Genomic DNA, 22,046 nt, shown 5'->3' with positions numbered 1-22,046 from the left:
CAGGAGTTCCTTTTTCATTTAAAATTCTGCTTGATTGCATCACAGATATCCAGCACTTTTTGTTTTGCCTCTTTTTGGTTTTTCCCCACAGCTTCCATATAGATTTTGACCTTTGGTTCTGTGCCCGAAGGACGAATAGCGATCCAACTACCATCAGCCAACCAAACTTTACCAACTTCCGCTTTTGGTAATGGATCTAATCCTGTTCGATAATCAAGTTTTTCCTTTGCATTATTCCAAATGGTGAAGAAATCATCGATAATATCCCCTTTTGTTATGTTTGGAAGAGAGATAACTTTGCTAACATGGTAGCCATATTGTCGATATATGTCATCCAATACATCTAAGAGGGTTTTTCCTTGTTTTTTATAGTGGGCGACAACATGACATAGGTAAAATGATGTTTGAATCCCGTCTTTATCTCGGACAAAATCTGCTAGGAGATACCCATAACTCTCCTCAAATCCAAGCAATAAATCTTGATTTTTTTCAATTTGTTCTGCTATATATTTAAAGCCGGTCAATGTTTGGGCAGCTTTTCTTCCATGGTGATGGGCGATTTTTTGTGTCAAACTTGTGCTGACAATGGTAGAGTAAACAGTGCCTTTTTTTTGCTTTACCGTAAGTAAATAATATAACAATAGAGTACCAATTTGGTTTCCGGTCAGGTGTATGTAATCCTCTTGATATGGTATCATTATGCCGACCCGGTCTGCATCTGGATCTGTTGCCAAGATCAAATCGGCATTAACATTTCGGGCAGCTTTTTTTGCCAAGGTAAAAGCGGCTTCATCTTCTGGATTAGGAGAAGAAACAGTAGGGAAGTCGGGGTGGGCTTTTTCTTGTTCGGTTACGAGGTTGGTGGAGATAAATCTTTCGTTTTGGAGTAAGGATGGGAGTGCTATTTGACCAGTTCCATGTAAGGGAGTGTAGACGACGCTCAGATGTTGATCGCTAGAACAACATGATGTGAGGGATTGTACAGCCTGGTAGTATGCTTGATCGATAGCTTTAGGAACTTCTCTTATTTTTCCAATCTGTTGTGCATGCACATAGGATAGGGTGGGAATGGTAAGAACATCTGCTATAGCATCCATGTGTTGCTCGATTAATTTCGCACAAGCTGGTAATAATTGTGCTCCGTCTTTTCCATATACTTTGAAGCCGTTATCAGATGGTGGATTATGACTAGCTGTGATCATAATTCCTCCGATGGCTTGAAGATGACGGATAGCATAGGATAGCATAGGGGTAGGGCATATATGAGAATAGAGATAGACTGGAACCTGATGATAGGCGAATAAACAAGCAGCCTCCTCAGCAAATAGTCTGGAGCAATGTCGATTATCATAAGCTATAGTGATACCTCGGTGCAAATTTGAAGGATGGGTAGCTGCTAAATAACGATAAAATGCTTCCGTTACTTGGCGAATGGTAAATCGGTTTAAGCGATGCGGTCCTATTCCTATTGCGTTTCTTATACCTGCTGTTCCAAAGGAAAGTTTCTTTTTAAATTCGTGTTGTTCTTTAAAGGAATAATTTTGTAATTCAGCTCTTTCCTCTTCGGTGATCACAGTAGAATGCAGCCAGTCAAAATAACGACTCACTTTCTTATTCCTCCTCTAATTTGTATTTGATAAAGTAGGTGAGAAGCATGACGCATCAAGATTTTTTGCAAAAAGCTATTCAATTGGCTGTCGATAATGTCAAAAACAATCAAGGCGGACCATTTGGGGCTATTGTAGTTAAAGATGGAGCGATTATCGGTCAAGGGGTAAATCAAGTAACAACTCATAATGACCCCACTGCGCATGCAGAAATGGGGGCAATTCGCGACGCTTGTAAAAATCTTCAACATTTTCAATTAGAAGATTGTATTATTTATACGAGTTGTGAACCCTGTCCTATGTGCTTTGGGGCAATTTATTGGGCGAGGCCAAAAAAAGTCTACTTTGCTTGTACAAAGCAGGAGGCGGCTACAGCAGGATTTGACGACCAATTTATTTACGATGAATTAGCCATTTCTTATGAGCAAAGAAAAATTAATATGGAGAAGCTATCTCCTCCGGATAAGCTATCCCCATTTCAGATGTGGATGAAATCAATGGAACGAGTTGAGTATTAAAAATATAAAGGGATAAGGTGTGTTTTTAATGGTGACTTCTACTCAGTACGATGTGCTAAAAGAAATCATGGTTAGTCGCGGCAGTGTTAAAAGTTATGATGCTACTCACGTAATGGCGGAAGAGGAAATCAATGAATTATTAACCCTCGCCTCTTCAGCTCCTTCCTCTTGGAATTTGCAACAATGGAGATATCTTGTAATTTCCAAACCTGAACAAAAACAAAAAATGCTTTCTGTTGCCTATGGACAAAAACAAGTAGTAGAAGCATCCATTGTCGTAGCGATTTTAGGAGATTTAGAAGCTTATCGGACTGCCCATCAAATTTATGGAGACGCAGTAGAACAAGGCATTATGACAAGAGAACTCAGGGATAATTTGGTGTCACAAATCGAAGGAGCGTATGCTGATAAAATACGAGCTCAAATGGATTCAACTCTAAACTGTGGATTAACTGCGATGCAATTAATGTTGACCGCTAAATCAATGGGGTATGATTCTTGTCCGATGGGTGGGTTTAATCCAGATAAACTGATACGAGAATTTAACGTGCCTGAACGTTATTTTCCTGTTTTGCTTGTATCCATTGGAAAAGCAGCACAACCTGCAAGACCATCCTCCCGGTTGTCTTTAAATGAATTGGTGATACGTGAATCGTTTTAAATAATAGCGTAACAGCCTTCTCGTCATGGAGAAGGCGTTTTTTCGTGTATAGTGAAAATATGTCATAGAGTGGATGTGAAAACATTGAATTTGCTATATGCACCAGAACCATTTCCAAAGCAAGTAACAAAAAGTATATTTTTAGCCGGTCCCACACCAAGATCTCAAAAAGTTGACTCTTGGAGACCATTGGCTGTAGAAATTTTAAAAAGATTGAAGTTCGATGGATTTGTTTTTATTCCTGAACCACGTAGTGGTGAATTTAAACATGATTATGATGATCAAGTAAACTGGGAGTTAAGCGGCTTAGAAAAAGCAGATTGTATTTTATTTTGGATTCCGAGAAATTTAGTTCATTTACCTGGTTTCACGACAAATGTGGAATTTGGATATTGGATTAAATCCGGAAAAGTCGTATTTGGTTATCCTGAATCTTCTGAAAAGATGCGTTATTTGGATCATTTGGCAAGACTACATGCTGTAACTCCTCAGCACGATCTAGAAACAACAATCAAAAGTGCATTATATTTTTTAATTTAAAAAAGGATAAATATGTATTAGCTTTTTCTTGTACATCCTTGATACGATATGAATAAAGTCCCTCGCCAAGTGCTGGTGAGGGTGTTCGTGTGTAAATATAAAGAGGTGAATCATTAGATGCAAACAAGTGTTGATAAATGGTCGACAACTCGCTTTTATACTTTTTTATTTCTTGTAATGATTTTTGGAATTACGCAGGGGTTTTTGATTCCAGTTATTTCTACGATGTTGGAGCAAATGCATTTGGCTCCTAGTATTAATGGATTCAGTGCTGCGATGCTCTACGTCGGTATGCTGTTTTCGATGATGTTTTATTCAAAACTGATATCGAGGTGGGGATATCGCAACACCATTGTTGTAGGGACCTCCATTTTATTGATATCTTTTGCTCTCTTTCCTTTTACGTATGGGATTTGGTGGTGGTCAGCCTTACGTTTTTTCGTCGGAATAGGGAACAACATTGCTCTTTTATCTTGTCAAGTGTGGTTGATTGCTACCGTCGATCCGGCACACAAAGGAAAAAGACTTTCCCAATTTGGTTTGATGTATGGACTTGGATTTGGAATCGGTCCATTGGGATTGAACATGACTGCTCATGGTTATTTGATTCCATTCGTCATATTGATCATTATGCTTGTCGTCAGTTTGATTGTCAGCTTTCGTCTGACCAAAGGGTATGCTAACTTTGCTAAAACAAATGATAATCAACAGGAAATATCTACTTCTTATAAAATTGTCTACAAAATGGGGTTTTTGGCGATGATCCCTATGTTGTTGTATGGGATATTAGAAGTCGCGTTATCAGGTAATTTTCCAGTGTATGGCTTGAAACTAGGGTTGTCAAAAGGTAAAATTTCTCTCTTGATCACTGCTTTTATTTGGGGAAGTCTTGTGTTTCAATTACCATTAGGCATGTTGGGTGATAAGATTGGAAGAAAAAATCTTCTTCGCATTTTATGTTTCTTAGGTGGATTTGGTATGTTATTTGTTCCTTTGGTAGGAGATAGTTTTATTGGTTTATTTTTCATTCTCGGTCTATCAGGGGGTTTTGTAGGGTCGTTATTCTCTTTAGGACTAGCTTTTATGGATGATATTTTGCCCGCTCATTTATTACCAAAGGGCAGTGCATTGTGTTCCATGCATTATAGTGTAGGGAGTATTATCGGGCCATATTTAGGGGGAACCTTGATGCAGTATTTGGGTATATCATCCCTTTTCTATTTCCTCGGATTAGCTTTGCTCGGATTTGTAGCGTTAACCTTTGTATTTCGGTCTTATGGGATTGCGAAAAAGGAAGCCATTATCGAAACGACTTTTTAATAGGTAATTATTTCACACCAGTCCCCTTTGGAGAAATTTCTAAAGGGGATTACTTAGCTTTTATTGTCTTTTTCTCGTGTTTCTACACATTTTCGTGCATGTCGAAAATTTCTTCTTTTTTCTACTTTTATACATAAGATGGTGATAAGACTTTTATGTAGGAGGAGTTGTGTTGACAAAACGCAAACCTAATCCATATCGAGATCAGTACCGAGTATGGTATCCCTGTCATAGTCCAGATGATCCATGTCCCCCTGCTGCAAAGCATTATGTGGTCCCACCCAATCAATTCTTAGGATTCCAACCACCTAATTTGCCGCAGTATTCGAAACATGAGGCATTGATAAAAGGAACTCTATGGCCTATTTTTTATAGTCCATATCCTCCAAAGAATTGGAGGGACAAAGATGGAACATGAAAAACGGAGAGCATTACTTCGGAAATTACAAGAAGTTGATTTTGTCTTAGTAGAGCTAAACCTTTATCTGGATACACATCCAAGTGATCCAGACGCTCTTGCCCAATACAACCATTGCGCATTGGAAAGGGAAGTAATACGCTCTGAATATGAGGAGAGATATGGTCCATTGATGCACTTCGGTCACTCGAGCAATCGTTATCCTTGTGGTTGGAATGAGGGGCCTTGGCCATGGGAAATATGATTTATTTCAAATGATCATTTATTTGGTCGTTTTTATAGCAAAATTCCATAAACACCACCTGGGAGTAAATAGAAATGACAATAATCTCGCTGTGCAGTTCTGGCGAAAGCTTATTGCTAGAAGTTTAATTTATTCCTTATTTTGGAAAATAACTTTGAAGAAGATCATCCCGAGCATTCATATGGAATATGCTTTCTAACAAGTCTGTTTTTCGAGGTGGGGATATTTTTTGTGGATATATGAAAAAAAGTTACAGTATCCAGTAAAAGTGAGCCAATGTAATCCACATTTAGCAAAGTTGCTCATTGAACAATATGGAGGAGCCGATGGGGAATTAGCTGCTGCACTACGTTACTTAAATCAACGATACACCATTCCAGACAAAGTGAAAGGATTGTTGACAGATATAGGTACGGAGGAGTTTGCCCACTTAGAAATGATCGCAACGATGGTTTATAAGTAAACCATATGATTATAGGTACATTAATTATAACTGAATTCAGCGATAAATGAAACAAATACCTCCATAAGTAGGAGGTATTTTTAAATTTTTGGATGAATGACAATGGAAAACTCATCGTTCCTTTGATGTTTTTCTTTCGTATAGATACAGTTGTCGATAATGGTTTTAAGAAGTAAATTTTTCTCTTTAACGGATTCTAAAGAACTGTATACATCTAAGATGTTTTCAATTTTGGGGATGATATCTAACTTGGCTTTCTGTCTTTCCGTTTCAAGTTCTAGATCGATTACAGATTGATTCAAAGCATGTTGTAACTCATCCAATCGACTTGTAATCTTTTGAGATCGATTGATAAAAGTATCCTCATCGTATATTCCTCGTTCTAAAAGATCATGTAGACGGTCTTGTTGTTTTCGAAGATCACTAATCTCTATTTTTAGATTTTTTATTGTTTGTTCATAAATAGTAGTATGAGTATCTTTTTCAATATACTCTTTTGGATCAATCTTTAATTTGTATTCTTCTAACCAGTCATAAAGTGCTTCTAAGATTCTTCTTTCTACGTGTTCTAGTCGACTACTTTTATTGCAATTTCCACCACGACCTCGATTGGTACAAACAAGATGCGGCCACTTGAATTTTGAATTGGATGCCCTTGCTAATGTGAGAGTACCACCACAAATACCACATATGATTAGTCCAGCTAATGGATTCTGTAATGTCGTAGTTTGTTTCCAACGAGGATTTCTCTTGTTGATTCGAATGTCCTGAGCTTTTTCAAATGTTTCTTCTGAAATAATTCCTTCATGTTTCCCATCTACGATTATTATTTCATCTTCTTTTCTATTTCTAGCATCCACTCTTTTAGTAGGATCAGTGGATTTCACTCGTTCTACTGCTTTCCATCTGATTTTACCAATATAAATTGGATTTTTGATGATTTGAAGGATGACGTTATTAGACCATTTTGAACCAGTGTATGATGCGATTCCTAGTTCATTAAGTTTTTTTGCAATATTGGTAGTACCTAATCGTTCATTAGGATCATCACTTGTATACCATTGAAAGATCATTTTAACGATAGGAGAAGCCTTAGGATCAGGAATGAGTGTTAAATCACTTGTTTTTTGATAGCCAAATGGAGCGCGAGCACCAATGTAGTTCCCTTCCTGAACAGAACGTATCCTTCCATTTTCTAACCGACGTTTAATGATGTTAAATTCTTTTCTAGCCATAAAGGCTTCGAATTCGCTGTACTCTTCATCAAATTGATCATCTAAATCGTAGATTTTACGTGGTGTAATGATTTTTGTTTTGGATTTTTTAAACGTTTTCAAAATAAAGCCTTGGTCTTGCATATCTCCACGACCCAAGCGATCCATATCCATACAAAGTACTGCATTATACTCATCATTACTTATTTCTTCCATGAGTTTTAGCATCTCAGGTCTATGGATCAAGCTTTCCCCAGAGACGATCTCTTGATAAATCTTAATAATGTTTAGCTTTTTCTCTTTGGCTACTTGGAGTAAGGCTTTTTTGTGTTTTGCTAAAGTTTCGCCTTCTCCTTTCATTTCCGATTCAAGATCAGCTCGTGATTTTCTTAAATACATTGCTACTCTTTCCATCTATTCACTTCCTAAATTTCAAGGCTAGTCCTATTGCATCTTATGCATATGTATGGAATAAGAGGTGGTAATATGCAGGAGATACAAAAGGAACGATATAAAGACGGTTTTATGTATCACATTGGTAAAACAGATATATATATTGTAACTCCAATGATAACTGAGGAAGAAAGGAAATATCGTTTAGAAGAAGTTAAAAGGGTATTGTTTCACCTATTGTATAACAAAAAACATGAAGGATTTATATTGCATGAAACATAGTATATAACAAAAAAAGCCCCATCTGGGGCTTTTCGTTTTTTTATGCCAAAGGTACAGAAGGATTTGGGGCTTGTGTTTGCCAAGTTTGTGGTTGAGTCATTCCATAAGCTGACCCAGTAGATTGTTGGAAATGTTGAATCGGAGCTTGAGAAAATTGATTACTAACTTGGATACATTGAGCAACTGCTTGTTCTACTTGTTGAGCAAGTTGTCTGCAATGTGCAGCTTCAGCAATTTGTTGTTGTTCCGTTTGTTGACGACGAGCTTCCGCTTGTTCCAGTTGACGAGCCATGGATTGGATATGAGATAACTGGTTGGTTATCTGTGTAGCTTGTTGTTGCTGATACATGTACATCTCTCCTAGAGAATAGTGTTTGATACGCTCAATAGGATGTGTAATTTTCTCTTTGATATTCATGGAAAAAAGCTGAATACAAAAGAAAAGCGATCTAGTTTCCTAGACCGTTATAAAAAGGATTTTCCAATTCATGCAATTTGGTATAAACTGATTATAAGAACAGCAAAGATATACCTTCAAAGAGGAGGGAATTAGGTCACTATTGCTGGTTCGATCACTTTTATTTCTCCATTATATTCAACCTCAACCTCGATTATTGGAGCTTGTACATTCTCCCACAGCCACTCACATATATCATCCACATCATCGATGTTTCCAGCGAATTGATACCCTTGATAACTGAAGCCAGCACGTTTTTTTGAAAGTTTCTCATTTTCGTTTGCATCAGAAAAAAATCGGCAAGCAATAGGTGGAAAACCAAGTGTTACGCCTAACAAGTATGTACTATCCATTGTTTCTCTGGAAGCCTGTAAATAATCTTGTTTCATTTGTTCGTTTTGAAAAAACAATGTCCCCACGTCGTATAGCGTACTTGGATCGTCAAAGTCTTCTAATTCATATTCAATTACAAATGGATAATTTCTATTGTGTAACTGTCGAAGTGCATCCCCTTCAAATCTACGAGAACAGAGGTAAGCCGGTTTGTATCCCCGTAAAAAAGACTCATGTGTTTTCACTCTTTCACCTACTTTTAAGGAGTGGTCAAAAATGGCAAAGAAGTATGTGTGCCCAAAATGTGATCTGGATTATGAGACAAACGAGAGCAATCCCATTTGCCCAGCTTGTACAGCTAAAGAAAAGAAAAAAATTTATCTTAAAGAAAAGTAAATCACAAAGACTATGGGTTTGTCCCAGTCTTTTATTTCTATTCGATGTATTTATTTTCCTACTTGATTTGTCTCAAAAAAAGCAAAAAGCGATCTAGTTTCCTAGATCGCTATCGCTAACCATCATGTGGATCTCCCATCAGGATCACTCCTTTCCATCTTCACTACAACGTTTGAAATGTTCGCTTAAGATACGTTTGTATTGGTCATATTCATATTGATTTGCTAATTTTCTTCCTTCTTTGTAGCTGGCATAGGCATTGGATTTATTTTCTTCCTTTTCGTAAATACCACCCTGAATCATGTATGCTTGGATCAAATCATGCATGTCTTTTGCTTTTTTAGCACCTTTTATAGCTTTTTCAACATGCCTTTTTGCTTTTTTTAGTTCGTTTTGAAATAGGTACAAATCACTCATCGCTAGATAGGCACTGGTTGCTGTGGTTTTCTTCAGTTTGTCTTTGATATCGATAGCAGATTGAAAACACCTTTCTGCTTTATCATACAGTTTTAATTCATAAGCTAATTTTCCAGAAGCAACTAAAATATAATAGATTCCATCCGGATCTTCTAGAACAGAAGCTATAAGCATGGATTCTTGGAGGAATGTTATTGCTTCCTCTTTTAATTCTCTTTCTTTTAAAATGGATGCTTTAAGTTCGAAAACCTTTATTTTCAATAATCCTTCAATTTGTGAGTGTTCTGACCAAATAACGTTTAACCGTTTTTCTGCTTCATCTATATTTCCTAGTTCGAAATAAATGTGAGCTATGTTGTAATGAATGGAGTGCCAAGTATTTCTACGTTCCCCTTCTAGATTAAAAGTTTCTAGTGCCTTATCCAAAAGTTGAAGGGCACTACCATGATCATTTTCTTTTAAGGAAATAAATGCTAGGTCTACATATGCCGTTGGGATTAAATTAGCGTTTGGCCAGTATTCTTCTTCGTTTAAAAGGATAAGGGATTGATAGATTTTGCTAGCATTTTTGTAGTCTTTGCTTACAAAAAATCTTTTTCCTCTCAAATAATGTCTGGCGATTTCATGATTGATGTAAGTAAGTTTTTTATTAAATTGATATGGTGTTAAACCTTCAATCTTAATCTGAGCTTCAATGGATCGGAAAGTAAAAAGTTCAATTTCGTCATCTAAGTGAATGTTCTTTAAGATAAATGGAATATCTTCCCGTTTGATGTTTAAGATATCGAGGAGTAATTCAAGTTTTTTATCCTCCAGACTTAGTTTTCCTCTTTCAAATCTGCTTAGTGTGGGATGTGTACAACCTATTTGTTGAGCGAGAACTTCCAGTTTCAGCTCTTTATTGGTGCGAATCTTGCGTATTACTTTTCCTATATCAACCTGATTCATGAAGAAGATCAACCTTCCAAAAATATCTTACTATAAAGTTAAATTCATAACAAAAAGCTGTTTTTGGTGTTTTGTGCGCACAAAATAGCTATTTTTGATATTTTTTAGTCCAAATAAGGCATTTTGTGCGCACAAAATGCCGATTTCGGTACTTAGACAAAATTTTCGCCCTGTGATATATTCACGGTAAATTAAAAAATACAAAAATAGTGAAGATAAGTAACATTATAAATGAAACTGAAAAATACATAAATACACCATAGAAAGAAATATCTAGCATACTCACAATCTTATTAACAGAAATTGCATTCACAAACATTGCATTCACAAACTTAAAGGGTGAAGAATATGCAAACAGAAACACAGGAAAACAATATGGGGAAAGAACAAGCGAAACAATTCCTACATGATATAAGCAGCTGCTTTATACAGTTCAGTTCCGAAGTTTCCAAAAGAGCTACATTACTTGAACGTGATGAATACAGTTTTAATGGTCGTACAGTGCATGGTAATGATGGAGTGATGCTATTTTTGGAAAGTCTAGGTAATTCATATAAGCTTCTGGAAAGGATGAAAAGCACCACAAAAAGCCATCCAATGAGAGAACTGGATAGCGTAGGTGAGGATACATATAAGAGATTAAATGATACCATACATGGTGTAATCGATTTATACTCTATATTTTTTAAATTAGAGGATGAGTTGAATAAATCAGAGATAACAAGATTAAATAAACTGTGTTTATAAATTTTGTCTTCTTTTTTGGACTGCTTCAATTATGTTTGCTAACATATCTTGATCTTCATCGGAAAGTTCGCGATCACCCCAGCGAGCTTTTTTTTGTTTCAATGCCTCCAAAGTTTTTTCTAAATCCACATCACTCACTTTCTCCTGGACTTCAGTAGTTGGGTCTTCTGTATTTCCTAGTAGATAATCCGTAGAGACTTCAAAGTAATCTGCTATTTGTTTTAAAACAGTAAACTTGGGTTGTCTTGACCCTCTTTCGTAATTAGCAATTCTTCCTCGGGAAAGTCCCAGTCTGTCTGCCAACTCATATTGGCTTAATTTTTTTCTTTCTCTTAGTTCAATCAAGCGATCTTTAAACATACGATTTTCTCCTTTAATCATTTACTTTATTATATGTAACTTATTGTTACCAAAAAAGAGCACGTTTTGTTTCTAGGAAAGTGTTGACAGAAACAAAACGTTTCTATATATTAAACATACCACAGAAACAAAACGTTACCGGAGGGTGGTGACAAAATGAGACATAAATTAATAGAGATGCGTGGAAAAATGTCTGTAACAAGAGCAGCTCAACACTTTGGTATAACTAGACAGGCGCTTGGTTACATTGAAAAAGGAGAAAGAAATCCATCGCTTTCATTAGCAAAAAAAATTGCTGATTTTTATGGAAGTACTATTGATGACCTTTTTTTTGATCAAAATAGAAACAAATTGTTTCTGGGTGACAAAACAGCATAAGGAGTTGACGAACATTGAAAATTGAAAAATGGCTTGATCATGAAATCCGCTTTGTTGAAATCAAAAACGATTGGTGGGCGGTGGCTGCTGATGTTGCGAAAGTACTTGGTTATCGTGATGCATTCCGTGTGTCTCGTATGTTGGAAGATCACGAAAAGGATACCCACATAGTGGAGACCCTTGGTGGAAACCAAGAGGCTACTGTCATTTCTGAAATTGGTGTTTACAAAGCAATATTTAAATCAAAACGTCCAGAAGCAAAAGATTTTGAGAAATGGGTTTATCAAGTTATCAAACAACTTCGTCAACAAAGCGGTCTAGAAGGCTTCCAAGTATTTCGAATGCTAGACAAGGAGCACCAAAAGCAAGCGATGTTGAAAATTAGTCAAATGAACAATCCTCAGCCAGTCCACTATATGAAAGCAAATAACATTGCTAATAAAGCAGTAGCAAATAAATACGGTCTACCCAAAGCGATCAAGAAAGAGAATATGACTCCTGAAATGTTACAAGATCGCCAGCCCATAGTAGAAGATACTGCTCATCTTATGTTGATGAAAGATAGATTCGAATTGGATATGTCCATTTCGAAGGCAATCTATAAAAAATACAACTGAATTAACAACTCTGTAACATTTTGCATGAAAATGCTACTCTATGCAATCAGAATATTCGTTCTATTGGAGGGGAAGAGATTGGAGAAGATTTATCATCTTGGAAATACAACAGTCACCATAGTTGCTCCTGTAATTACTGAGGAAGAAAGGAAGAAACGTTTACGAAATATTGAGAGCCATATTTATCATTTGCTGAAAATGAAAGTACAAAAGTCAAATGATTTTGCTAGTTAATTTACGGCATAGGAAGGAGGTGAGCTGACTGTTGGAACGACGAGTCGGCAAGGTGTATAACGGTAAACCGAAAGTCAAAGATCTCAAACGTGGCAACATCACAAATTTGCGTGATGTTGCTGCAAAAGAAGATCAACAGAAGAAAAAGGGGGCGAAGTGATGTACACGAGCTATAACAAGCTTTTGACCACCGATACAGAGGATCGTTATCTGGAAGCTCTGTTGAAACAGGAAATAGATTTTCGATTTGAATCATGGGCACAGTTTCACGAGGGTAACATTTTTGAATTTCGTCAGTTACAAAGAAAGGCAGAACGGCTGAGAAAGGAACGAAAAAATTACAAGGAATACCTGGCGGTCAAGTATCCGCTGTGAGGGGAGGTGAGAACATTGTGGGATGCAAAGCGTAAGCAGCTGAAACATGAGATTGAGATTTTGGAGGATGTACAGAAGAAGATGCTCCAAGAAGGCTGCTGTGTAATGGGGATTGGCAATCAGATTAGCAATCTACAAGGCAAATTAAAAGACTTGGCAGTGCAGCAACACCACCAAGCCTAAGAAAACTTAACAGAGGTCTAGTGTACCACAGTTGGAGCTAGATCGAAAGGGAGAATGAAGATGTACATGGATATCAAAGGGGAAGAAAAATTTTACACCTACATCAAGAAGATCGTGTTTCGTCTGAAGGACGGGACTTTAATGGAAGTCATGGGAGAAGAAGCCACCCACTTATATAACTTTGTTTTGGGTGATGAGGATGTCTCTTATATCGAGTTTGACATGGGTGAGGCACGCCGTATGGTTCCACGATCTGCAATCGCATACTTCGATGTTACGGAGCATGTGGAAGCCAATGAGCTGATCGAGAAGATGAACGATCAGTACACCACGATTTGCACGCTGGGCACATCAAAAAGCATTCTAACGGCTGGGACTACTGGTTTATCGAGAATGGAGAGCTGTTTGAGGAAGGTGGGATTCACTTGGCATCGGAGATCGGCATCGTAAAGCAGGCAGAATTGCTGCTGTATCGGCAGAAGAAATTGAATGAACTCCTTGCACCAGATGATCAGAAGGACATTGTCATATAGGGGCGGTTGCCCCTTTTCTATACAGGAGGTACACATGAGAACACCAATCGATAAAAGCAAGGCTTTAACCATTGCACCGAAGCTGAAGATTGATTATATACCAGAACGAATGATTTTGGGTTTTAAGCACCTAGAGAACAAATCGGATTCGAGCATTATGGCTATATCGCTAGTGGGATACAGTTACTAACATCTTTGCATGAGAAGAAAGGGGATCGCAAATGAAGTTCTCAGAGAGTCTAAAGCACATTGCACCAGCATTAGCGAAGTTTCAAGGAGCATGTCCTTCTCCAAAGAAATCGAAAAAAGTAGATGCTAGAAAAAAAGATGGTTCCTTTGCTTATTCTTACTATTATTCGCCACTGGATGAATGCATTGAAACTGCTCGTCCACATTTATTAAAAAATGGATTGTCTTGCATTCAAGATACAGTAAGGGATCAACAAGGCAAAATATGCGGGGTTTACACCATGATCTTACATGAATCTGGTGAGTATATAGAGTTTGATCCAGTCACTTTTGGAGTGAAGAACTTTGAAAAACCACAAGAAGTAGGAGTGATTATCTCCTACATGAGACGTTATTCGCTCTGTTTGGCATTGGGTCTAGCCTCCGAAGATGATGACGCACAATCAGTTTCACAAGGGCAACAGGAGACAAATTACGGAAAAGGAAGACAACAGCGTACTTCCTCTATTCAAAAAACACATCAGAAGCACAGTCAGACGGAAAAAACAGTATCCCAAACAAAACCTTCAGATGTTGCAAAAATGACAGATCAAACTTTGTTGAATATCAAAAATCTTTGGACTGCTATGAAGCTAGCACCGGAAAAAATCAATATCCAAACCGACAAACTATATGAATTACCTCTGTACGAATTAACAGAGGAACAAGGAAAAGACTTCTTAGAAAAGCTGAAAGCAAATCGGACAACAGCAGATACAAAGACATCGAATGTTACGGAATGGAAAGGGAAAATGTCCACTGAGCAACGGAACAAAATCTTTAAAAGTGGTGGAGATAAGGGATTAAAAACAGATGATGTGAAGAAGGTCGCTTACACCTACACCAAACTAGGCAGCATGACCAGAATGACGAAGCAACAAGCGCATGATGTGATTGAGTTTATCGAAAAGTCAACGTCTGAAGAGTTACAGCATTATATCAAATCGGATGATGAAATGAAGGGTGCAGTATAACACGAGGGAGTTTTTCTCTCTCTTCCAATATAGGAGGAATACGAAATGGAAAAGAGTTTGAGTTTGAAAGAGTACTTAGAAGCAGGGGAAACCAATGGATTTATAGTGGATAACGAGGAAAAGGCCAATTGGGTTTTGCGTAAGATCAAGGCTTTGGAGGATCGTAAGAAAGCGAATATTCAATTAGCTGATGTAGAAGTAGCCAAAATTGATGCTTGGCTGGAGGGTGTAAACGAACAACTAGACAATGAACTGGAGCATTTTCAATCGATGCTAGTAATATATGCGGAACGTCAACGAGAAGAGAATCCAAAGTTCAAGTCTCTGAAATTGCCGAGTGGAAAGATTGGGTTTCGAAAACAACAACCTAAGTGGGTTTATTATGACAATGTTGTTCTGTCTTCTCTAAAGCTACGAGGTTACGAAGATTTAATTCGTATCAAAGAAGAAGTGAACAAATCTGAACTGAAAAAGCGATTCCAAGTAGTAGATGGGAAAGTAGTTAACTCTGAAACGGGAGAAATCATCGAAGGTATTACTGTCGAGGATCGTCCCGATGAATTGAGAATCGAAACCGAATAACAGAGGGGTTTGTCCCCTCTCTAAATATAGGAGGTGTAGCATGACCATTTACAAATTAACACGTGATCCCTATGTAGTAGATTACGATGAATGCCGTTCCTGTGTGGTTCTTGCTCACACCGAGGAAGAAGCGAGAAGGATAGCCTTTGAGCATTCAAGCGAAGAAGCATATGCAAATGATTGGTTGAATGCTCGTAGATGCAAGGTGGAGATAGTGCCTTTTAAAAAAGGCGTGATATTAGAGGATATTCATTACGGTTAAAAGCTGAGGAGGAACATCATGAGAAATCTAAAGCCGAATGAACGCTATTTGATAAATGAGTTATTGCACGAATTGGAGCCAAGGCACATGGATCATTTTCTATCGATGATCGTTCCAGAACGTTTAAATATGGCACTGAAAGTATGGGTGGAACGTCATCAATTACTGGAAGCTACTGGTAGAAGGTATGACAATGCAGACCAGGCCTATTATTACATCCTTCATTATGGATCGGATATTCAATTACCTCCTGCTGGATATGTGAGACACCAATTAAATCAGAGGAGAGGGGAAGCGTCATGAAAGTCATGTTCTGTTTGGAACCAAACAAAATTGCTGCTTTGAAAACACTCGATATTCCAGAAGAAGAGTTGGAAGGCTTGGATTCTATTGAGGTTTAAGAGCTACTTCATCAAAAGTATATGGAATGGGTATTCGATTACATCGAACCAAATTGGAAAGTAGTAGAAACGGGGGAATCAAAGTGAAAATATTGCATGAAATAGATGCAGGTTATTACCAAGTAGAGTTTTGGAATTCGAAAGATGTGGCGGAAAACGGAGTGGATGGTGTGGAGGTCATAGAAATGATGTTGACGTTTGATCAATTTGAACTAGAGAAGATGAAACGTCACGCCAAAATAAACGGTTATGACCGGATCAAAATCACCAAGCACCAAGAAATTACAACGTTGCTTGGTTTGGAGGAAAAAAAGTGATAAAAAAGACGGAAATTTTCAAGTTATGTAGCGGTTGCAAATTCAACATTCCATATGGAAAAAGGGAGTCCGTTTGTGAGCTTCAAGAGATGATGCTCAAAGGTGTGCAAGAAGTAAAAGAGAGTTGCAAAGAAAAACAGAAAAGGGTGCATACAGCATGATTAACTCAGTTGTCTTAGTTGGAAGATTAACTCGTGATCCTGAGCTTCGATATACCACTAATGGGGGAACAGCAATCACCAAATTTACACTTGCAGTGGATCGTAACTATACCAATCAGAATGGAGAACGAGAAGCAGATTTTATCTTTATCTCTGTGTGGCGTGGTCTAGCTGAAAACGTGGCTAAGTATTGCGTGAAAGGCTCATTGGTTGCTCTGGGAGGACGTTTACAGGTTCGGAATTATGAGAACCAAGAGGGGCGTACAGTGTGGATGACAGAAGTTGTAGCGGATCAAGTGAAGTTTTTGGATTTCAAGAACAAGGATCAGCAACAGCAAACAGACAATAGCAATTCATCTTATGCTCATGATCCATTCCAGCAAGTAGGGAAGCCGATAGACTTGTCAGATGATGATTTGCCTTTTTGAGAGGACAGTTTATAGATAATGGGTGGCTACGGTCACCCACCATAAAGCATGGGAGGATATCAGATGAGGCAAGTGGAGTGGATAAAGATTCGTGTAGATATGTTCGAAGATGAAAAACTGAAACTAATACAAGCACTACCAGAAGGTGACGCAATCATTAATATGTGGATTCGTCTTCTAACAATGGCAGGGAAAACAAATGATAATGGCTACGTTTATTTAAAGGAAGGTACACCCTACACTCCACAAATGCTTTCTATTATCTGGTCAAAACCTCAAACAGTGGTAGAGCTTGGACTAAAAACATTTGTAGATTTTGGAATGATCGAAATCGATAGAAAAGGAATCTTCATTTGCAATTGGGATAAACACCAAAATATAGATGGATTACACAAGATTAAAGAACAGAATCGAATGAGGAAACGTCGACAACGAGAGAAAGAAAAGTCAAAAGAACTACCAGCATCAGAAGAAAATTCAAGTTTAGAAGATGAGTCACGTGACAGTCACGTGACAGTCACGCAAAGTCACGCAACAGAAGAAGAAAGAGAATTAGAAATAGATAAAGATAAAGAAATAGAAAAAAAGAAAAGTCGTCGCAAAAGCTCCGAGGATGTTTTGTCTTCTTCTATTCAAGATATTTGGAATCATTATTTGAAGACATTTGAAAGCCTCTTTACCAGAAGACCTACTTTGACCGAAAACAGAAAAAAGGCAATCAAAGCAAGACTAGGAGAAAAGCATCCAGCGAAGAAGGGAGAATTCCTCTTTTCTGTGGATGATATAAAACTAGCAATCACAAATATAAGGCAGTCTCCCTTTCATTGTGGGGATAATGATACTGGTAAAATCCACGCCGATATTACTTTCATTTGTCGGAATGCTGGGAAAGTAGAAGAGTGGATGAATTATCAACCAAAACCACAACAACAAAAAGTAATTCCTATGAAAGCAGGTGCGAATTATGGAAACAACCATAGCGGACATTCTAACCAAGCTCCAGCAGCGAAACCAATTACGAAAGGCAGAACCGGATGGATCAACAGACCCAAAAAATACCGAGTATGAATGCGCAAAATGTAAAGACTTAGAAGGGTTCATCATTCGTTTGGAGGATCGGACAGAGGTATGGAGATATTGCGAATGCTATGAGAAAAAGATGCTCGCCAAACGTGTGGAGCGGTTATTTAAATCAAGCCAGATTACCGAGAAATTCAGAAAGATGACTTTTGCAAACTTTTCTTTGGAGGATCGTCCTTCACTAATACATGATGCATTTCAATGTGCAGAATCTTACTTGGATTACTACACCGATATCAAAGAAGAACGGCAAAATAGTATTGCTTTACTGGGGCAGCCAGGGAGTGGAAAAACACATCTGCTCACCTCGATTGCAAATACCCTGTTGGATCGGGGGGTAGGAGTTATCTATTTTCCTTGGGTCGAGGGGTTGAATGATTTGAAAGATGATTTCTCCCAAAAAAATGAGAAGGTGCAGCAGTTAAAAGAAATCAATGTATTATTTATAGATGATCTTTTCAAAGGGAGAAAGACGGCGACAGATTGGCAAAAGGAATCCTTGTTCGAGATTATCAATTATCGGTATTTAAATCATCTTCCAATCTTGATTTCATCAGAAAGAGACATAGACGAAATATGCGATGAGGATGAGGGTATAGGGTCACGAATTTACCAAATGTCCAAAGATTTCACTGTGGTGTTAAGAGGGGAAGAGGGTTTGAATTATCGACTAGAAGAACAGGAGGCTGTCTAATGGCGAAGGTGCTGCCACTGGTACAACATCGGTATGAGTACACAGCTCTTCATAATTACAACTTCATCTGGAATGATCGACAGCTGCGTGAGTTTCGCAAATTGTGGAAGAAAGGATTTGGGATTGATTTTATTGGTAGAGAGTTGGACAGGTATTCAATTGAGATTATGTGCCTAGTCATCGATCAAGCGGAGAAAGGATACATCAATCAACGTGAAGGAGGAATCATGGGGAACCGAGGACAAAAATAAAAAGCCAACCTTTGCATGAGGTTAGCTGGACACAGAATTTAGAAGATTCAATTACTATTGATCATTGTAACGCGAAACAGTGGTCAAATCAAGGGGGAAGCATCGTGGCATACACATTTGATTTTATAAAAACGCAGTATGGATTGCCTTTCATCAAGCGAGGTATGGAGGTACAAGTCTATAACGGGAAGCGTGGGAAAATCACATCTGCTTATGGGGCGCATCTCAGAATTCGATTAGAAGGAGAAACACGTAGAGGAATATACCATCCCACATGGGAGATTGCTTACTTTGATAAAAATGGCGAGATCATAGAGGACTTCAGAAAGAAAGAGGGAGACGCATCATGACGTGGATTGATATAGCTGGTAAATGGTTGACCATTGGCTTAGGTTCAGCAATGGGATTTGCTGCATTGATTGTTGCATGGGCTTATTGCCTCATTTGGTTCTTTAATCAATATACAGAAACCAAATATTTGATAGAGTATGTGATTTACAAAGATGAATTTCGTGAGTGGAAGAAACGAAGAAGAAAGGCCTACATGTTAAGCCCAAAAGAGGAAGAAGAGTTTAGAAGGATGCATGTGGATACATTGATGGAAGAAGAAAAGAAGCAGATGCGAGACCTAGGTACAAAAAAAGAGGAGGGCGACGAGTGAACGATATTCGAAAGCTAATAGATGATATACGTAAGCAAATCGATCATTATGGCGAACTACGGGAGAAATACCCTGTTAGCCACGATTACCATTCAGGGCAACGTGATGCATTGTTTTGGGTTCTAGGTAGATTAAAATCTGGGGTGTATGAGGAGGATTACGAGTGATAAACATTTTTTATGTGGTAGAAATAGGCTGGCAACCAAAAGAGAAAGATGTTAAAGGCGTATTTACAAAGATAGGGGAAGCAAGAAGAAAGGCTGTGGAACTACTAGGTGGATTCTACCCTGTTTGGATATCACGATATGAAGTGAGGGCATCGAGTAAGAGACAATACGTATGTGATAGTAAGGAAAACATTGAATGCTGTTTAAAGGAGGATGACGAGTGAGAGAAAACGTTTTAAGCCTTCCAAAGTATCCATGTACCTTCTGCAAAAAGAACGAAGCTACTCAGTTATGTGATTTTGTAATTGGTTACTACTGGACAAGTGCTAAGGATCGTCGAGGAAGAATATTAGGTGGTCAACATCAGACATGCGACAACCAGATATGTAAAGAATGTGCTGTAAATGTTAATAGCTTTGGGTTTTGTCCCTCCTGTAATGATTTATACAAAATGGTTCGAGAGAAGCAGGATAAACGTAAAGGCAGATTGATTTTTGATATAGAGATGGGAATGGAATGAACGGATATAAATAAGAAAAATCCCACGATCAGCGACAACTGGTCTTGGGATTCCCTCATTTGGATGGATGGAACTACATACCATCATTATACCAAAGAGGTGGAAAGCATGGAATTGTATCATGATCTCTGCATTGAAATAGATATTATTACGATAAGAATTAAGAACTTGGAAAATGAACATAAATACTGGTTAAAAGCATGTCATGAATCCACGATAAACAGAGCTTTTCCACTTGATACTTGCTTGAATCGGATGAAGAAGATATGTGATCAAGTAGAAGAATACACAATTCTACTTGAGGGGAAAGAGAGTACCAAAATAGAAATTGAAAAGCGTATGTCTGAATTTGAAACACTAGAATCAAAAGTGGCATATATGCGTGATGCATTAAGGATGACATTACCAGAAATTGCAGCAGAACTGGGCTATAGTCTCATTTGGATAAAAAAGATAAGCCAACGACTAAGAAAGAGTATACCAAAGAGTATACCGTCCTATTGATTAATCCATGTTATGATGATAGTGCGTGAGTTATAGTTACTTAGCTATATATAGTCAGCATCTGGTAAGTCGACGATCATCCATCACCTCGGAGAAAATTCACTTATCAGATGCTTATAAATCGACAATAGCCACTCAAATGGGTGGTGATTTTTTGTGAAAAGATAATATCAAATGGTGATTTTCGATTCTATTTCTTTATTTGAAATAAAAAATACTTATATTCATAATTATTATGATACAATTTGAATTGTAAATAATATGACGACAGTATCACAATTTAATTTTTACAAGCGGAGGTCATCATTTGAAAAAATTCACAGTTAGTTTGTCCATGTTTTTTGCGGTTTTCATGACTTTATTGCCATATTCTGCTTTTGCTGCGACTAATTTAGGAAGTTTTGACCTTGGTGGGTCTTCCCATTGGGGAAGTGCACCTTGCAGTACCAGTTATCCAAGAATGCAGTTAAAGGTAGTTAGTACAGATAGTTGGCTCGATTGGGATGCTGAATACTCAAGCGCAAATGTTCATTTACAATATAAAAGTTATGCAACAGGTGAATGGACAAGTATGTTCCCACCAGACTATCCATGGGTAGATATTTCTAATGGGCAGTCAATGACTTGGGAAATTAGCCCTTCAAGTTCATCAGCACAATATCGCGTTTATGTTGATGTAGCGCCTAATTTTCACCAAAGTGGGTATGTAACATGTGCAGGAGTAAATTAATATAAGGAATCTTTTACCACTCTCTCGAGTGGTTTTTTTATGCTCAAAATTCGAAAGGATGATGTAATATGAAACCAACAGTAGGTAGAATCGTGTATTACAAGTCTTATGGTACACCTAATGGAGAATACAATAGCGAGGAGCGTGCTGCTATTATCACAGGTGTAGTAGACGATACAACCGTTCATTTGGCTGTATTAAATCCAACAGGGCTGTTCTTTAATCAAAACGTGAAGCAAGGCGACAGCGGTGGCTGCTGGGATTGGATACCTTATCTAAAAGCAAGGGACGATTAGGATGAAGCCTAGTCTCTCTTGCTATTTATAATGTAAAACGAAATTTGAGAGGACATATTGAAACGAACTCTGAACAAACATTTGAGTTAAAATTTATAACTAGTGAATTTATTTCTTGTATACTATAATTTATATATCCGATCCTCTAGTAG

The 22,046-nt window shown here is 37.8% G+C and carries 40 protein-coding genes and 1 pseudogene; 35 read left to right on the top strand and 6 right to left on the bottom strand.

The window, feature by feature from the left end; translation table 11 throughout:
- Positions 1 to 14: 14 nt before the first annotated feature.
- On the bottom strand, positions 15 to 1,607 hold the full coding sequence (locus AC5WOE_RS13285; protein WP_496052770.1) for a phospho-sugar mutase: 1,593 nt from the start codon (positions 1,605 to 1,607) through the stop codon (positions 15 to 17).
- A 47-nt stretch (positions 1,608 to 1,654) separates the two neighbouring features.
- Here AC5WOE_RS13285 and AC5WOE_RS13280 point away from each other — a divergent pair, with 47 nt between their 5' ends.
- From AC5WOE_RS13280 to cotJC, 7 genes and pseudogenes are all read left to right on the top strand, one after another.
- A complete protein-coding gene (locus tag AC5WOE_RS13280; RefSeq protein WP_496049051.1) occupies positions 1,655 to 2,125 on the top strand; it encodes a nucleoside deaminase in 471 nt (156 codons plus the stop codon).
- Between the two features lie 28 nt (positions 2,126 to 2,153).
- Positions 2,154 to 2,786: a nitroreductase family protein gene (locus AC5WOE_RS13275; protein WP_496049050.1), complete on the top strand. Its 633-nt coding sequence runs from the start codon at positions 2,154 to 2,156 to the stop codon at positions 2,784 to 2,786.
- 84 nt (positions 2,787 to 2,870) lie between these two features.
- Positions 2,871 to 3,326 carry a nucleoside 2-deoxyribosyltransferase domain-containing protein gene (locus AC5WOE_RS13270; protein ID WP_496049049.1) on the top strand — a complete coding sequence of 152 codons (456 nt, stop codon included), beginning with the start codon at positions 2,871 to 2,873 and terminating at the stop codon, positions 3,324 to 3,326.
- A 117-nt stretch (positions 3,327 to 3,443) separates the two neighbouring features.
- On the top strand, positions 3,444 to 4,646 hold the full coding sequence (locus AC5WOE_RS13265) for an MFS transporter (protein WP_496052769.1): 1,203 nt from the start codon (positions 3,444 to 3,446) through the stop codon (positions 4,644 to 4,646).
- A 172-nt stretch (positions 4,647 to 4,818) separates the two neighbouring features.
- A complete protein-coding gene (locus tag AC5WOE_RS13260; protein ID WP_496049047.1) occupies positions 4,819 to 5,064 on the top strand; it encodes a spore coat associated protein CotJA in 246 nt (81 codons plus the stop codon).
- Complete coding sequence (locus AC5WOE_RS13255) at positions 5,054 to 5,308, top strand: spore coat protein CotJB (RefSeq protein WP_496049046.1); 255 nt, start codon at positions 5,054 to 5,056, stop codon at positions 5,306 to 5,308. Before AC5WOE_RS13260 ends, AC5WOE_RS13255 begins: the two co-directional genes overlap by 11 nt.
- A gap of 229 nt (positions 5,309 to 5,537) precedes the next feature.
- Positions 5,538 to 5,768 (top strand): annotated as a pseudogene (gene cotJC, locus AC5WOE_RS13250) (spore coat protein CotJC); the annotation flags it as partial.
- An 83-nt stretch (positions 5,769 to 5,851) separates the two neighbouring features.
- Here cotJC and AC5WOE_RS13245 read toward each other — a convergent pair.
- Positions 5,852 to 7,399, bottom strand: a complete 1,548-nt coding sequence (locus AC5WOE_RS13245) for a recombinase family protein (protein ID WP_496052768.1) — start codon at positions 7,397 to 7,399, stop codon at positions 5,852 to 5,854.
- Between the two features lie 72 nt (positions 7,400 to 7,471).
- Here AC5WOE_RS13245 and AC5WOE_RS13240 point away from each other — a divergent pair, with 72 nt between their 5' ends.
- Complete coding sequence (locus AC5WOE_RS13240; RefSeq protein WP_496052767.1) at positions 7,472 to 7,660, top strand: hypothetical protein; 189 nt, start codon at positions 7,472 to 7,474, stop codon at positions 7,658 to 7,660.
- 40 nt (positions 7,661 to 7,700) lie between these two features.
- Here the strand turns inward: AC5WOE_RS13240 and AC5WOE_RS13235 are convergent, their stop codons facing one another.
- The 3 genes from AC5WOE_RS13235 to AC5WOE_RS13225 form a co-directional block, all read right to left on the bottom strand.
- Entirely contained in the window at positions 7,701 to 8,009 is a 309-nt protein-coding gene (locus AC5WOE_RS13235) for a hypothetical protein (RefSeq protein ID WP_496052766.1), read from the bottom strand.
- A 200-nt stretch (positions 8,010 to 8,209) separates the two neighbouring features.
- The gene (locus AC5WOE_RS13230; protein ID WP_496049042.1) at positions 8,210 to 8,695 is read right to left on the bottom strand and encodes a hypothetical protein; all 486 of its coding nucleotides are present in this window, start codon (positions 8,693 to 8,695) and stop codon (positions 8,210 to 8,212) included.
- A 295-nt stretch (positions 8,696 to 8,990) separates the two neighbouring features.
- Complete coding sequence (locus tag AC5WOE_RS13225; protein WP_496052765.1) at positions 8,991 to 10,211, bottom strand: helix-turn-helix domain-containing protein; 1,221 nt, start codon at positions 10,209 to 10,211, stop codon at positions 8,991 to 8,993.
- Positions 10,212 to 10,559: 348 nt separating this feature from the next.
- Between AC5WOE_RS13225 and AC5WOE_RS13220 the strand changes: the two genes are divergently transcribed.
- Positions 10,560 to 10,958, top strand: coding sequence for a hypothetical protein (locus tag AC5WOE_RS13220; protein WP_496052764.1), 399 nt, complete (start codon positions 10,560 to 10,562; stop codon positions 10,956 to 10,958).
- Here AC5WOE_RS13220 and AC5WOE_RS13215 read toward each other — a convergent pair.
- Positions 10,953 to 11,318 (bottom strand): helix-turn-helix domain-containing protein, encoded by a 366-nt coding sequence (locus tag AC5WOE_RS13215; RefSeq protein ID WP_496049039.1) that lies wholly within the window; start codon positions 11,316 to 11,318, stop codon positions 10,953 to 10,955. The genes AC5WOE_RS13220 and AC5WOE_RS13215 overlap by 6 nt on opposite strands.
- Positions 11,319 to 11,474: 156 nt before the next feature.
- On the opposite strand from AC5WOE_RS13215, the gene AC5WOE_RS13210 reads away from it, so the two are divergent.
- The 26 genes from AC5WOE_RS13210 to AC5WOE_RS13085 all read left to right on the top strand — a co-directional run bounded on the left by AC5WOE_RS13210 (position 11,475) and on the right by AC5WOE_RS13085 (position 21,894).
- Positions 11,475 to 11,696 (top strand): helix-turn-helix transcriptional regulator, encoded by a 222-nt coding sequence (locus tag AC5WOE_RS13210; protein ID WP_496049038.1) that lies wholly within the window; start codon positions 11,475 to 11,477, stop codon positions 11,694 to 11,696.
- Positions 11,697 to 11,710: 14 nt separating this feature from the next.
- Positions 11,711 to 12,313 (top strand): BRO-N domain-containing protein, encoded by a 603-nt coding sequence (locus AC5WOE_RS13205; protein ID WP_496049037.1) that lies wholly within the window; start codon positions 11,711 to 11,713, stop codon positions 12,311 to 12,313.
- A gap of 78 nt (positions 12,314 to 12,391) precedes the next feature.
- Entirely contained in the window at positions 12,392 to 12,547 is a 156-nt protein-coding gene (locus AC5WOE_RS13200; RefSeq protein ID WP_496052763.1) for a hypothetical protein, read from the top strand.
- A gap of 31 nt (positions 12,548 to 12,578) precedes the next feature.
- A complete protein-coding gene (locus AC5WOE_RS13195) occupies positions 12,579 to 12,707 on the top strand; it encodes a hypothetical protein (RefSeq protein WP_496049035.1) in 129 nt (42 codons plus the stop codon).
- Positions 12,707 to 12,922, top strand: a complete 216-nt coding sequence (locus AC5WOE_RS13190) for a hypothetical protein (RefSeq protein ID WP_496049034.1) — start codon at positions 12,707 to 12,709, stop codon at positions 12,920 to 12,922. Before AC5WOE_RS13195 ends, AC5WOE_RS13190 begins: the two co-directional genes overlap by 1 nt.
- A gap of 15 nt (positions 12,923 to 12,937) precedes the next feature.
- Positions 12,938 to 13,105, top strand: coding sequence for a hypothetical protein (locus tag AC5WOE_RS13185; RefSeq protein ID WP_496049033.1), 168 nt, complete (start codon positions 12,938 to 12,940; stop codon positions 13,103 to 13,105).
- 54 nt (positions 13,106 to 13,159) lie between these two features.
- A complete protein-coding gene (locus tag AC5WOE_RS13180) occupies positions 13,160 to 13,555 on the top strand; it encodes a hypothetical protein (protein WP_496052762.1) in 396 nt (131 codons plus the stop codon).
- Between the two features lie 117 nt (positions 13,556 to 13,672).
- The gene (locus tag AC5WOE_RS13175) at positions 13,673 to 13,828 is read left to right on the top strand and encodes a hypothetical protein (protein WP_496049031.1); all 156 of its coding nucleotides are present in this window, start codon (positions 13,673 to 13,675) and stop codon (positions 13,826 to 13,828) included.
- A 31-nt stretch (positions 13,829 to 13,859) separates the two neighbouring features.
- Positions 13,860 to 14,840, top strand: a complete 981-nt coding sequence (locus tag AC5WOE_RS13170) for an ERF family protein (RefSeq protein ID WP_496052761.1) — start codon at positions 13,860 to 13,862, stop codon at positions 14,838 to 14,840.
- Positions 14,841 to 14,885: 45 nt separating this feature from the next.
- Positions 14,886 to 15,422 carry a host-nuclease inhibitor Gam family protein gene (locus AC5WOE_RS13165; protein ID WP_496049029.1) on the top strand — a complete coding sequence of 179 codons (537 nt, stop codon included), beginning with the start codon at positions 14,886 to 14,888 and terminating at the stop codon, positions 15,420 to 15,422.
- Positions 15,423 to 15,462: 40 nt separating this feature from the next.
- The gene (locus AC5WOE_RS13160; RefSeq protein ID WP_496049028.1) at positions 15,463 to 15,684 is read left to right on the top strand and encodes a hypothetical protein; all 222 of its coding nucleotides are present in this window, start codon (positions 15,463 to 15,465) and stop codon (positions 15,682 to 15,684) included.
- 18 nt (positions 15,685 to 15,702) lie between these two features.
- Positions 15,703 to 15,987: a hypothetical protein gene (locus AC5WOE_RS13155; RefSeq protein ID WP_496049027.1), complete on the top strand. Its 285-nt coding sequence runs from the start codon at positions 15,703 to 15,705 to the stop codon at positions 15,985 to 15,987.
- Between the two features lie 124 nt (positions 15,988 to 16,111).
- Positions 16,112 to 16,402 (top strand): hypothetical protein, encoded by a 291-nt coding sequence (locus tag AC5WOE_RS13150; protein WP_496052760.1) that lies wholly within the window; start codon positions 16,112 to 16,114, stop codon positions 16,400 to 16,402.
- Positions 16,399 to 16,563 (top strand): hypothetical protein, encoded by a 165-nt coding sequence (locus AC5WOE_RS13145; protein WP_496049025.1) that lies wholly within the window; start codon positions 16,399 to 16,401, stop codon positions 16,561 to 16,563. The genes AC5WOE_RS13150 and AC5WOE_RS13145 overlap by 4 nt, the downstream gene beginning before the upstream one ends.
- A complete protein-coding gene (ssb, locus tag AC5WOE_RS13140) occupies positions 16,560 to 16,991 on the top strand; it encodes a single-stranded DNA-binding protein (RefSeq protein WP_496052759.1) in 432 nt (143 codons plus the stop codon). The genes AC5WOE_RS13145 and ssb overlap by 4 nt, the downstream gene beginning before the upstream one ends.
- A gap of 63 nt (positions 16,992 to 17,054) precedes the next feature.
- Positions 17,055 to 18,059, top strand: coding sequence for a phage replisome organizer N-terminal domain-containing protein (locus AC5WOE_RS13135; RefSeq protein WP_496052758.1), 1,005 nt, complete (start codon positions 17,055 to 17,057; stop codon positions 18,057 to 18,059).
- A complete protein-coding gene (locus AC5WOE_RS13130; RefSeq protein ID WP_496052757.1) occupies positions 17,956 to 18,765 on the top strand; it encodes an ATP-binding protein in 810 nt (269 codons plus the stop codon). Before AC5WOE_RS13135 ends, AC5WOE_RS13130 begins: the two co-directional genes overlap by 104 nt.
- Positions 18,765 to 19,016, top strand: a complete 252-nt coding sequence (locus AC5WOE_RS13125; RefSeq protein ID WP_496052756.1) for a helix-turn-helix domain containing protein — start codon at positions 18,765 to 18,767, stop codon at positions 19,014 to 19,016. The genes AC5WOE_RS13130 and AC5WOE_RS13125 overlap by 1 nt, the downstream gene beginning before the upstream one ends.
- A gap of 104 nt (positions 19,017 to 19,120) precedes the next feature.
- Positions 19,121 to 19,366, top strand: coding sequence for a hypothetical protein (locus AC5WOE_RS13120; protein WP_496052755.1), 246 nt, complete (start codon positions 19,121 to 19,123; stop codon positions 19,364 to 19,366).
- Positions 19,363 to 19,677: a hypothetical protein gene (locus AC5WOE_RS13115; RefSeq protein ID WP_496052754.1), complete on the top strand. Its 315-nt coding sequence runs from the start codon at positions 19,363 to 19,365 to the stop codon at positions 19,675 to 19,677. The genes AC5WOE_RS13120 and AC5WOE_RS13115 overlap by 4 nt, the downstream gene beginning before the upstream one ends.
- Positions 19,674 to 19,844, top strand: a complete 171-nt coding sequence (locus AC5WOE_RS13110) for a hypothetical protein (RefSeq protein WP_496052753.1) — start codon at positions 19,674 to 19,676, stop codon at positions 19,842 to 19,844. Before AC5WOE_RS13115 ends, AC5WOE_RS13110 begins: the two co-directional genes overlap by 4 nt.
- On the top strand, positions 19,841 to 20,068 hold the full coding sequence (locus AC5WOE_RS13105; protein WP_496052752.1) for a hypothetical protein: 228 nt from the start codon (positions 19,841 to 19,843) through the stop codon (positions 20,066 to 20,068). Before AC5WOE_RS13110 ends, AC5WOE_RS13105 begins: the two co-directional genes overlap by 4 nt.
- The gene (locus AC5WOE_RS13100; RefSeq protein WP_496049018.1) at positions 20,065 to 20,364 is read left to right on the top strand and encodes a hypothetical protein; all 300 of its coding nucleotides are present in this window, start codon (positions 20,065 to 20,067) and stop codon (positions 20,362 to 20,364) included. Before AC5WOE_RS13105 ends, AC5WOE_RS13100 begins: the two co-directional genes overlap by 4 nt.
- A 108-nt stretch (positions 20,365 to 20,472) precedes the next feature.
- Positions 20,473 to 20,868, top strand: a complete 396-nt coding sequence (locus AC5WOE_RS13095) for a hypothetical protein (protein ID WP_496052751.1) — start codon at positions 20,473 to 20,475, stop codon at positions 20,866 to 20,868.
- Positions 20,869 to 21,175: 307 nt separating this feature from the next.
- Positions 21,176 to 21,598 (top strand): hypothetical protein, encoded by a 423-nt coding sequence (locus tag AC5WOE_RS13090; protein WP_496049016.1) that lies wholly within the window; start codon positions 21,176 to 21,178, stop codon positions 21,596 to 21,598.
- 68 nt (positions 21,599 to 21,666) lie between these two features.
- The gene (locus AC5WOE_RS13085; RefSeq protein ID WP_496049015.1) at positions 21,667 to 21,894 is read left to right on the top strand and encodes a hypothetical protein; all 228 of its coding nucleotides are present in this window, start codon (positions 21,667 to 21,669) and stop codon (positions 21,892 to 21,894) included.
- The last annotated feature ends 152 nt before the right edge of the window (positions 21,895 to 22,046 follow it).

It is taken from the genome of Shimazuella sp. NTD248 (assembly GCF_059510395.1).
This window is presented reverse-complemented; position numbering and strand designations above follow the sequence as displayed.

Bases quoted from the DNA above. Each gene is read 5' to 3' on its own strand.
- AC5WOE_RS13220 (WP_496052764.1), top strand. From the start codon at position 10,560: ATGCAAACAGAAACACAGGAAAACAATATGGGGAAAGAACAAGCGAAA.
- AC5WOE_RS13150 (WP_496052760.1), top strand. From the start codon at position 16,112: ATGGGTATTCGATTACATCGAACCAAATTGGAAAGTAGTAGAAACGGG.
- AC5WOE_RS13160 (WP_496049028.1), top strand. From the start codon at position 15,463: ATGACCATTTACAAATTAACACGTGATCCCTATGTAGTAGATTACGAT.
- AC5WOE_RS13255 (WP_496049046.1), top strand. From the start codon at position 5,054: ATGGAACATGAAAAACGGAGAGCATTACTTCGGAAATTACAAGAAGTT.
- AC5WOE_RS13155 (WP_496049027.1), top strand. From the start codon at position 15,703: ATGAGAAATCTAAAGCCGAATGAACGCTATTTGATAAATGAGTTATTG.
- AC5WOE_RS13170 (WP_496052761.1), top strand. From the start codon at position 13,860: ATGAAGTTCTCAGAGAGTCTAAAGCACATTGCACCAGCATTAGCGAAG.
- AC5WOE_RS13125 (WP_496052756.1), top strand. From the start codon at position 18,765: ATGGCGAAGGTGCTGCCACTGGTACAACATCGGTATGAGTACACAGCT.
- AC5WOE_RS13280 (WP_496049051.1), top strand. From the start codon at position 1,655: ATGACGCATCAAGATTTTTTGCAAAAAGCTATTCAATTGGCTGTCGAT.
- AC5WOE_RS13265 (WP_496052769.1), top strand. From the start codon at position 3,444: ATGCAAACAAGTGTTGATAAATGGTCGACAACTCGCTTTTATACTTTT.
- AC5WOE_RS13165 (WP_496049029.1), top strand. From the start codon at position 14,886: ATGGAAAAGAGTTTGAGTTTGAAAGAGTACTTAGAAGCAGGGGAAACC.
- AC5WOE_RS13095 (WP_496052751.1), top strand. From the start codon at position 20,473: ATGGAATTGTATCATGATCTCTGCATTGAAATAGATATTATTACGATA.
- AC5WOE_RS13085 (WP_496049015.1), top strand. From the start codon at position 21,667: ATGAAACCAACAGTAGGTAGAATCGTGTATTACAAGTCTTATGGTACA.
- AC5WOE_RS13240 (WP_496052767.1), top strand. From the start codon at position 7,472: ATGCAGGAGATACAAAAGGAACGATATAAAGACGGTTTTATGTATCAC.
- AC5WOE_RS13135 (WP_496052758.1), top strand. From the start codon at position 17,055: ATGAGGCAAGTGGAGTGGATAAAGATTCGTGTAGATATGTTCGAAGAT.
- AC5WOE_RS13175 (WP_496049031.1), top strand. From the start codon at position 13,673: ATGAGAACACCAATCGATAAAAGCAAGGCTTTAACCATTGCACCGAAG.
- AC5WOE_RS13180 (WP_496052762.1), top strand. From the start codon at position 13,160: ATGAAGATGTACATGGATATCAAAGGGGAAGAAAAATTTTACACCTAC.
- AC5WOE_RS13210 (WP_496049038.1), top strand. From the start codon at position 11,475: ATGAGACATAAATTAATAGAGATGCGTGGAAAAATGTCTGTAACAAGA.
- AC5WOE_RS13115 (WP_496052754.1), top strand. From the start codon at position 19,363: ATGACGTGGATTGATATAGCTGGTAAATGGTTGACCATTGGCTTAGGT.
- AC5WOE_RS13275 (WP_496049050.1), top strand. From the start codon at position 2,154: ATGGTGACTTCTACTCAGTACGATGTGCTAAAAGAAATCATGGTTAGT.
- AC5WOE_RS13225 (WP_496052765.1), bottom strand. From the start codon at position 10,211: ATGAATCAGGTTGATATAGGAAAAGTAATACGCAAGATTCGCACCAAT.
- AC5WOE_RS13190 (WP_496049034.1), top strand. From the start codon at position 12,707: ATGTACACGAGCTATAACAAGCTTTTGACCACCGATACAGAGGATCGT.
- AC5WOE_RS13235 (WP_496052766.1), bottom strand. From the start codon at position 8,009: ATGTATCAGCAACAACAAGCTACACAGATAACCAACCAGTTATCTCAT.
- AC5WOE_RS13130 (WP_496052757.1), top strand. From the start codon at position 17,956: ATGGAAACAACCATAGCGGACATTCTAACCAAGCTCCAGCAGCGAAAC.
- AC5WOE_RS13245 (WP_496052768.1), bottom strand. From the start codon at position 7,399: ATGGAAAGAGTAGCAATGTATTTAAGAAAATCACGAGCTGATCTTGAA.
- ssb (WP_496052759.1), top strand. From the start codon at position 16,560: ATGATTAACTCAGTTGTCTTAGTTGGAAGATTAACTCGTGATCCTGAG.
- AC5WOE_RS13215 (WP_496049039.1), bottom strand. From the start codon at position 11,318: ATGTTTAAAGATCGCTTGATTGAACTAAGAGAAAGAAAAAAATTAAGC.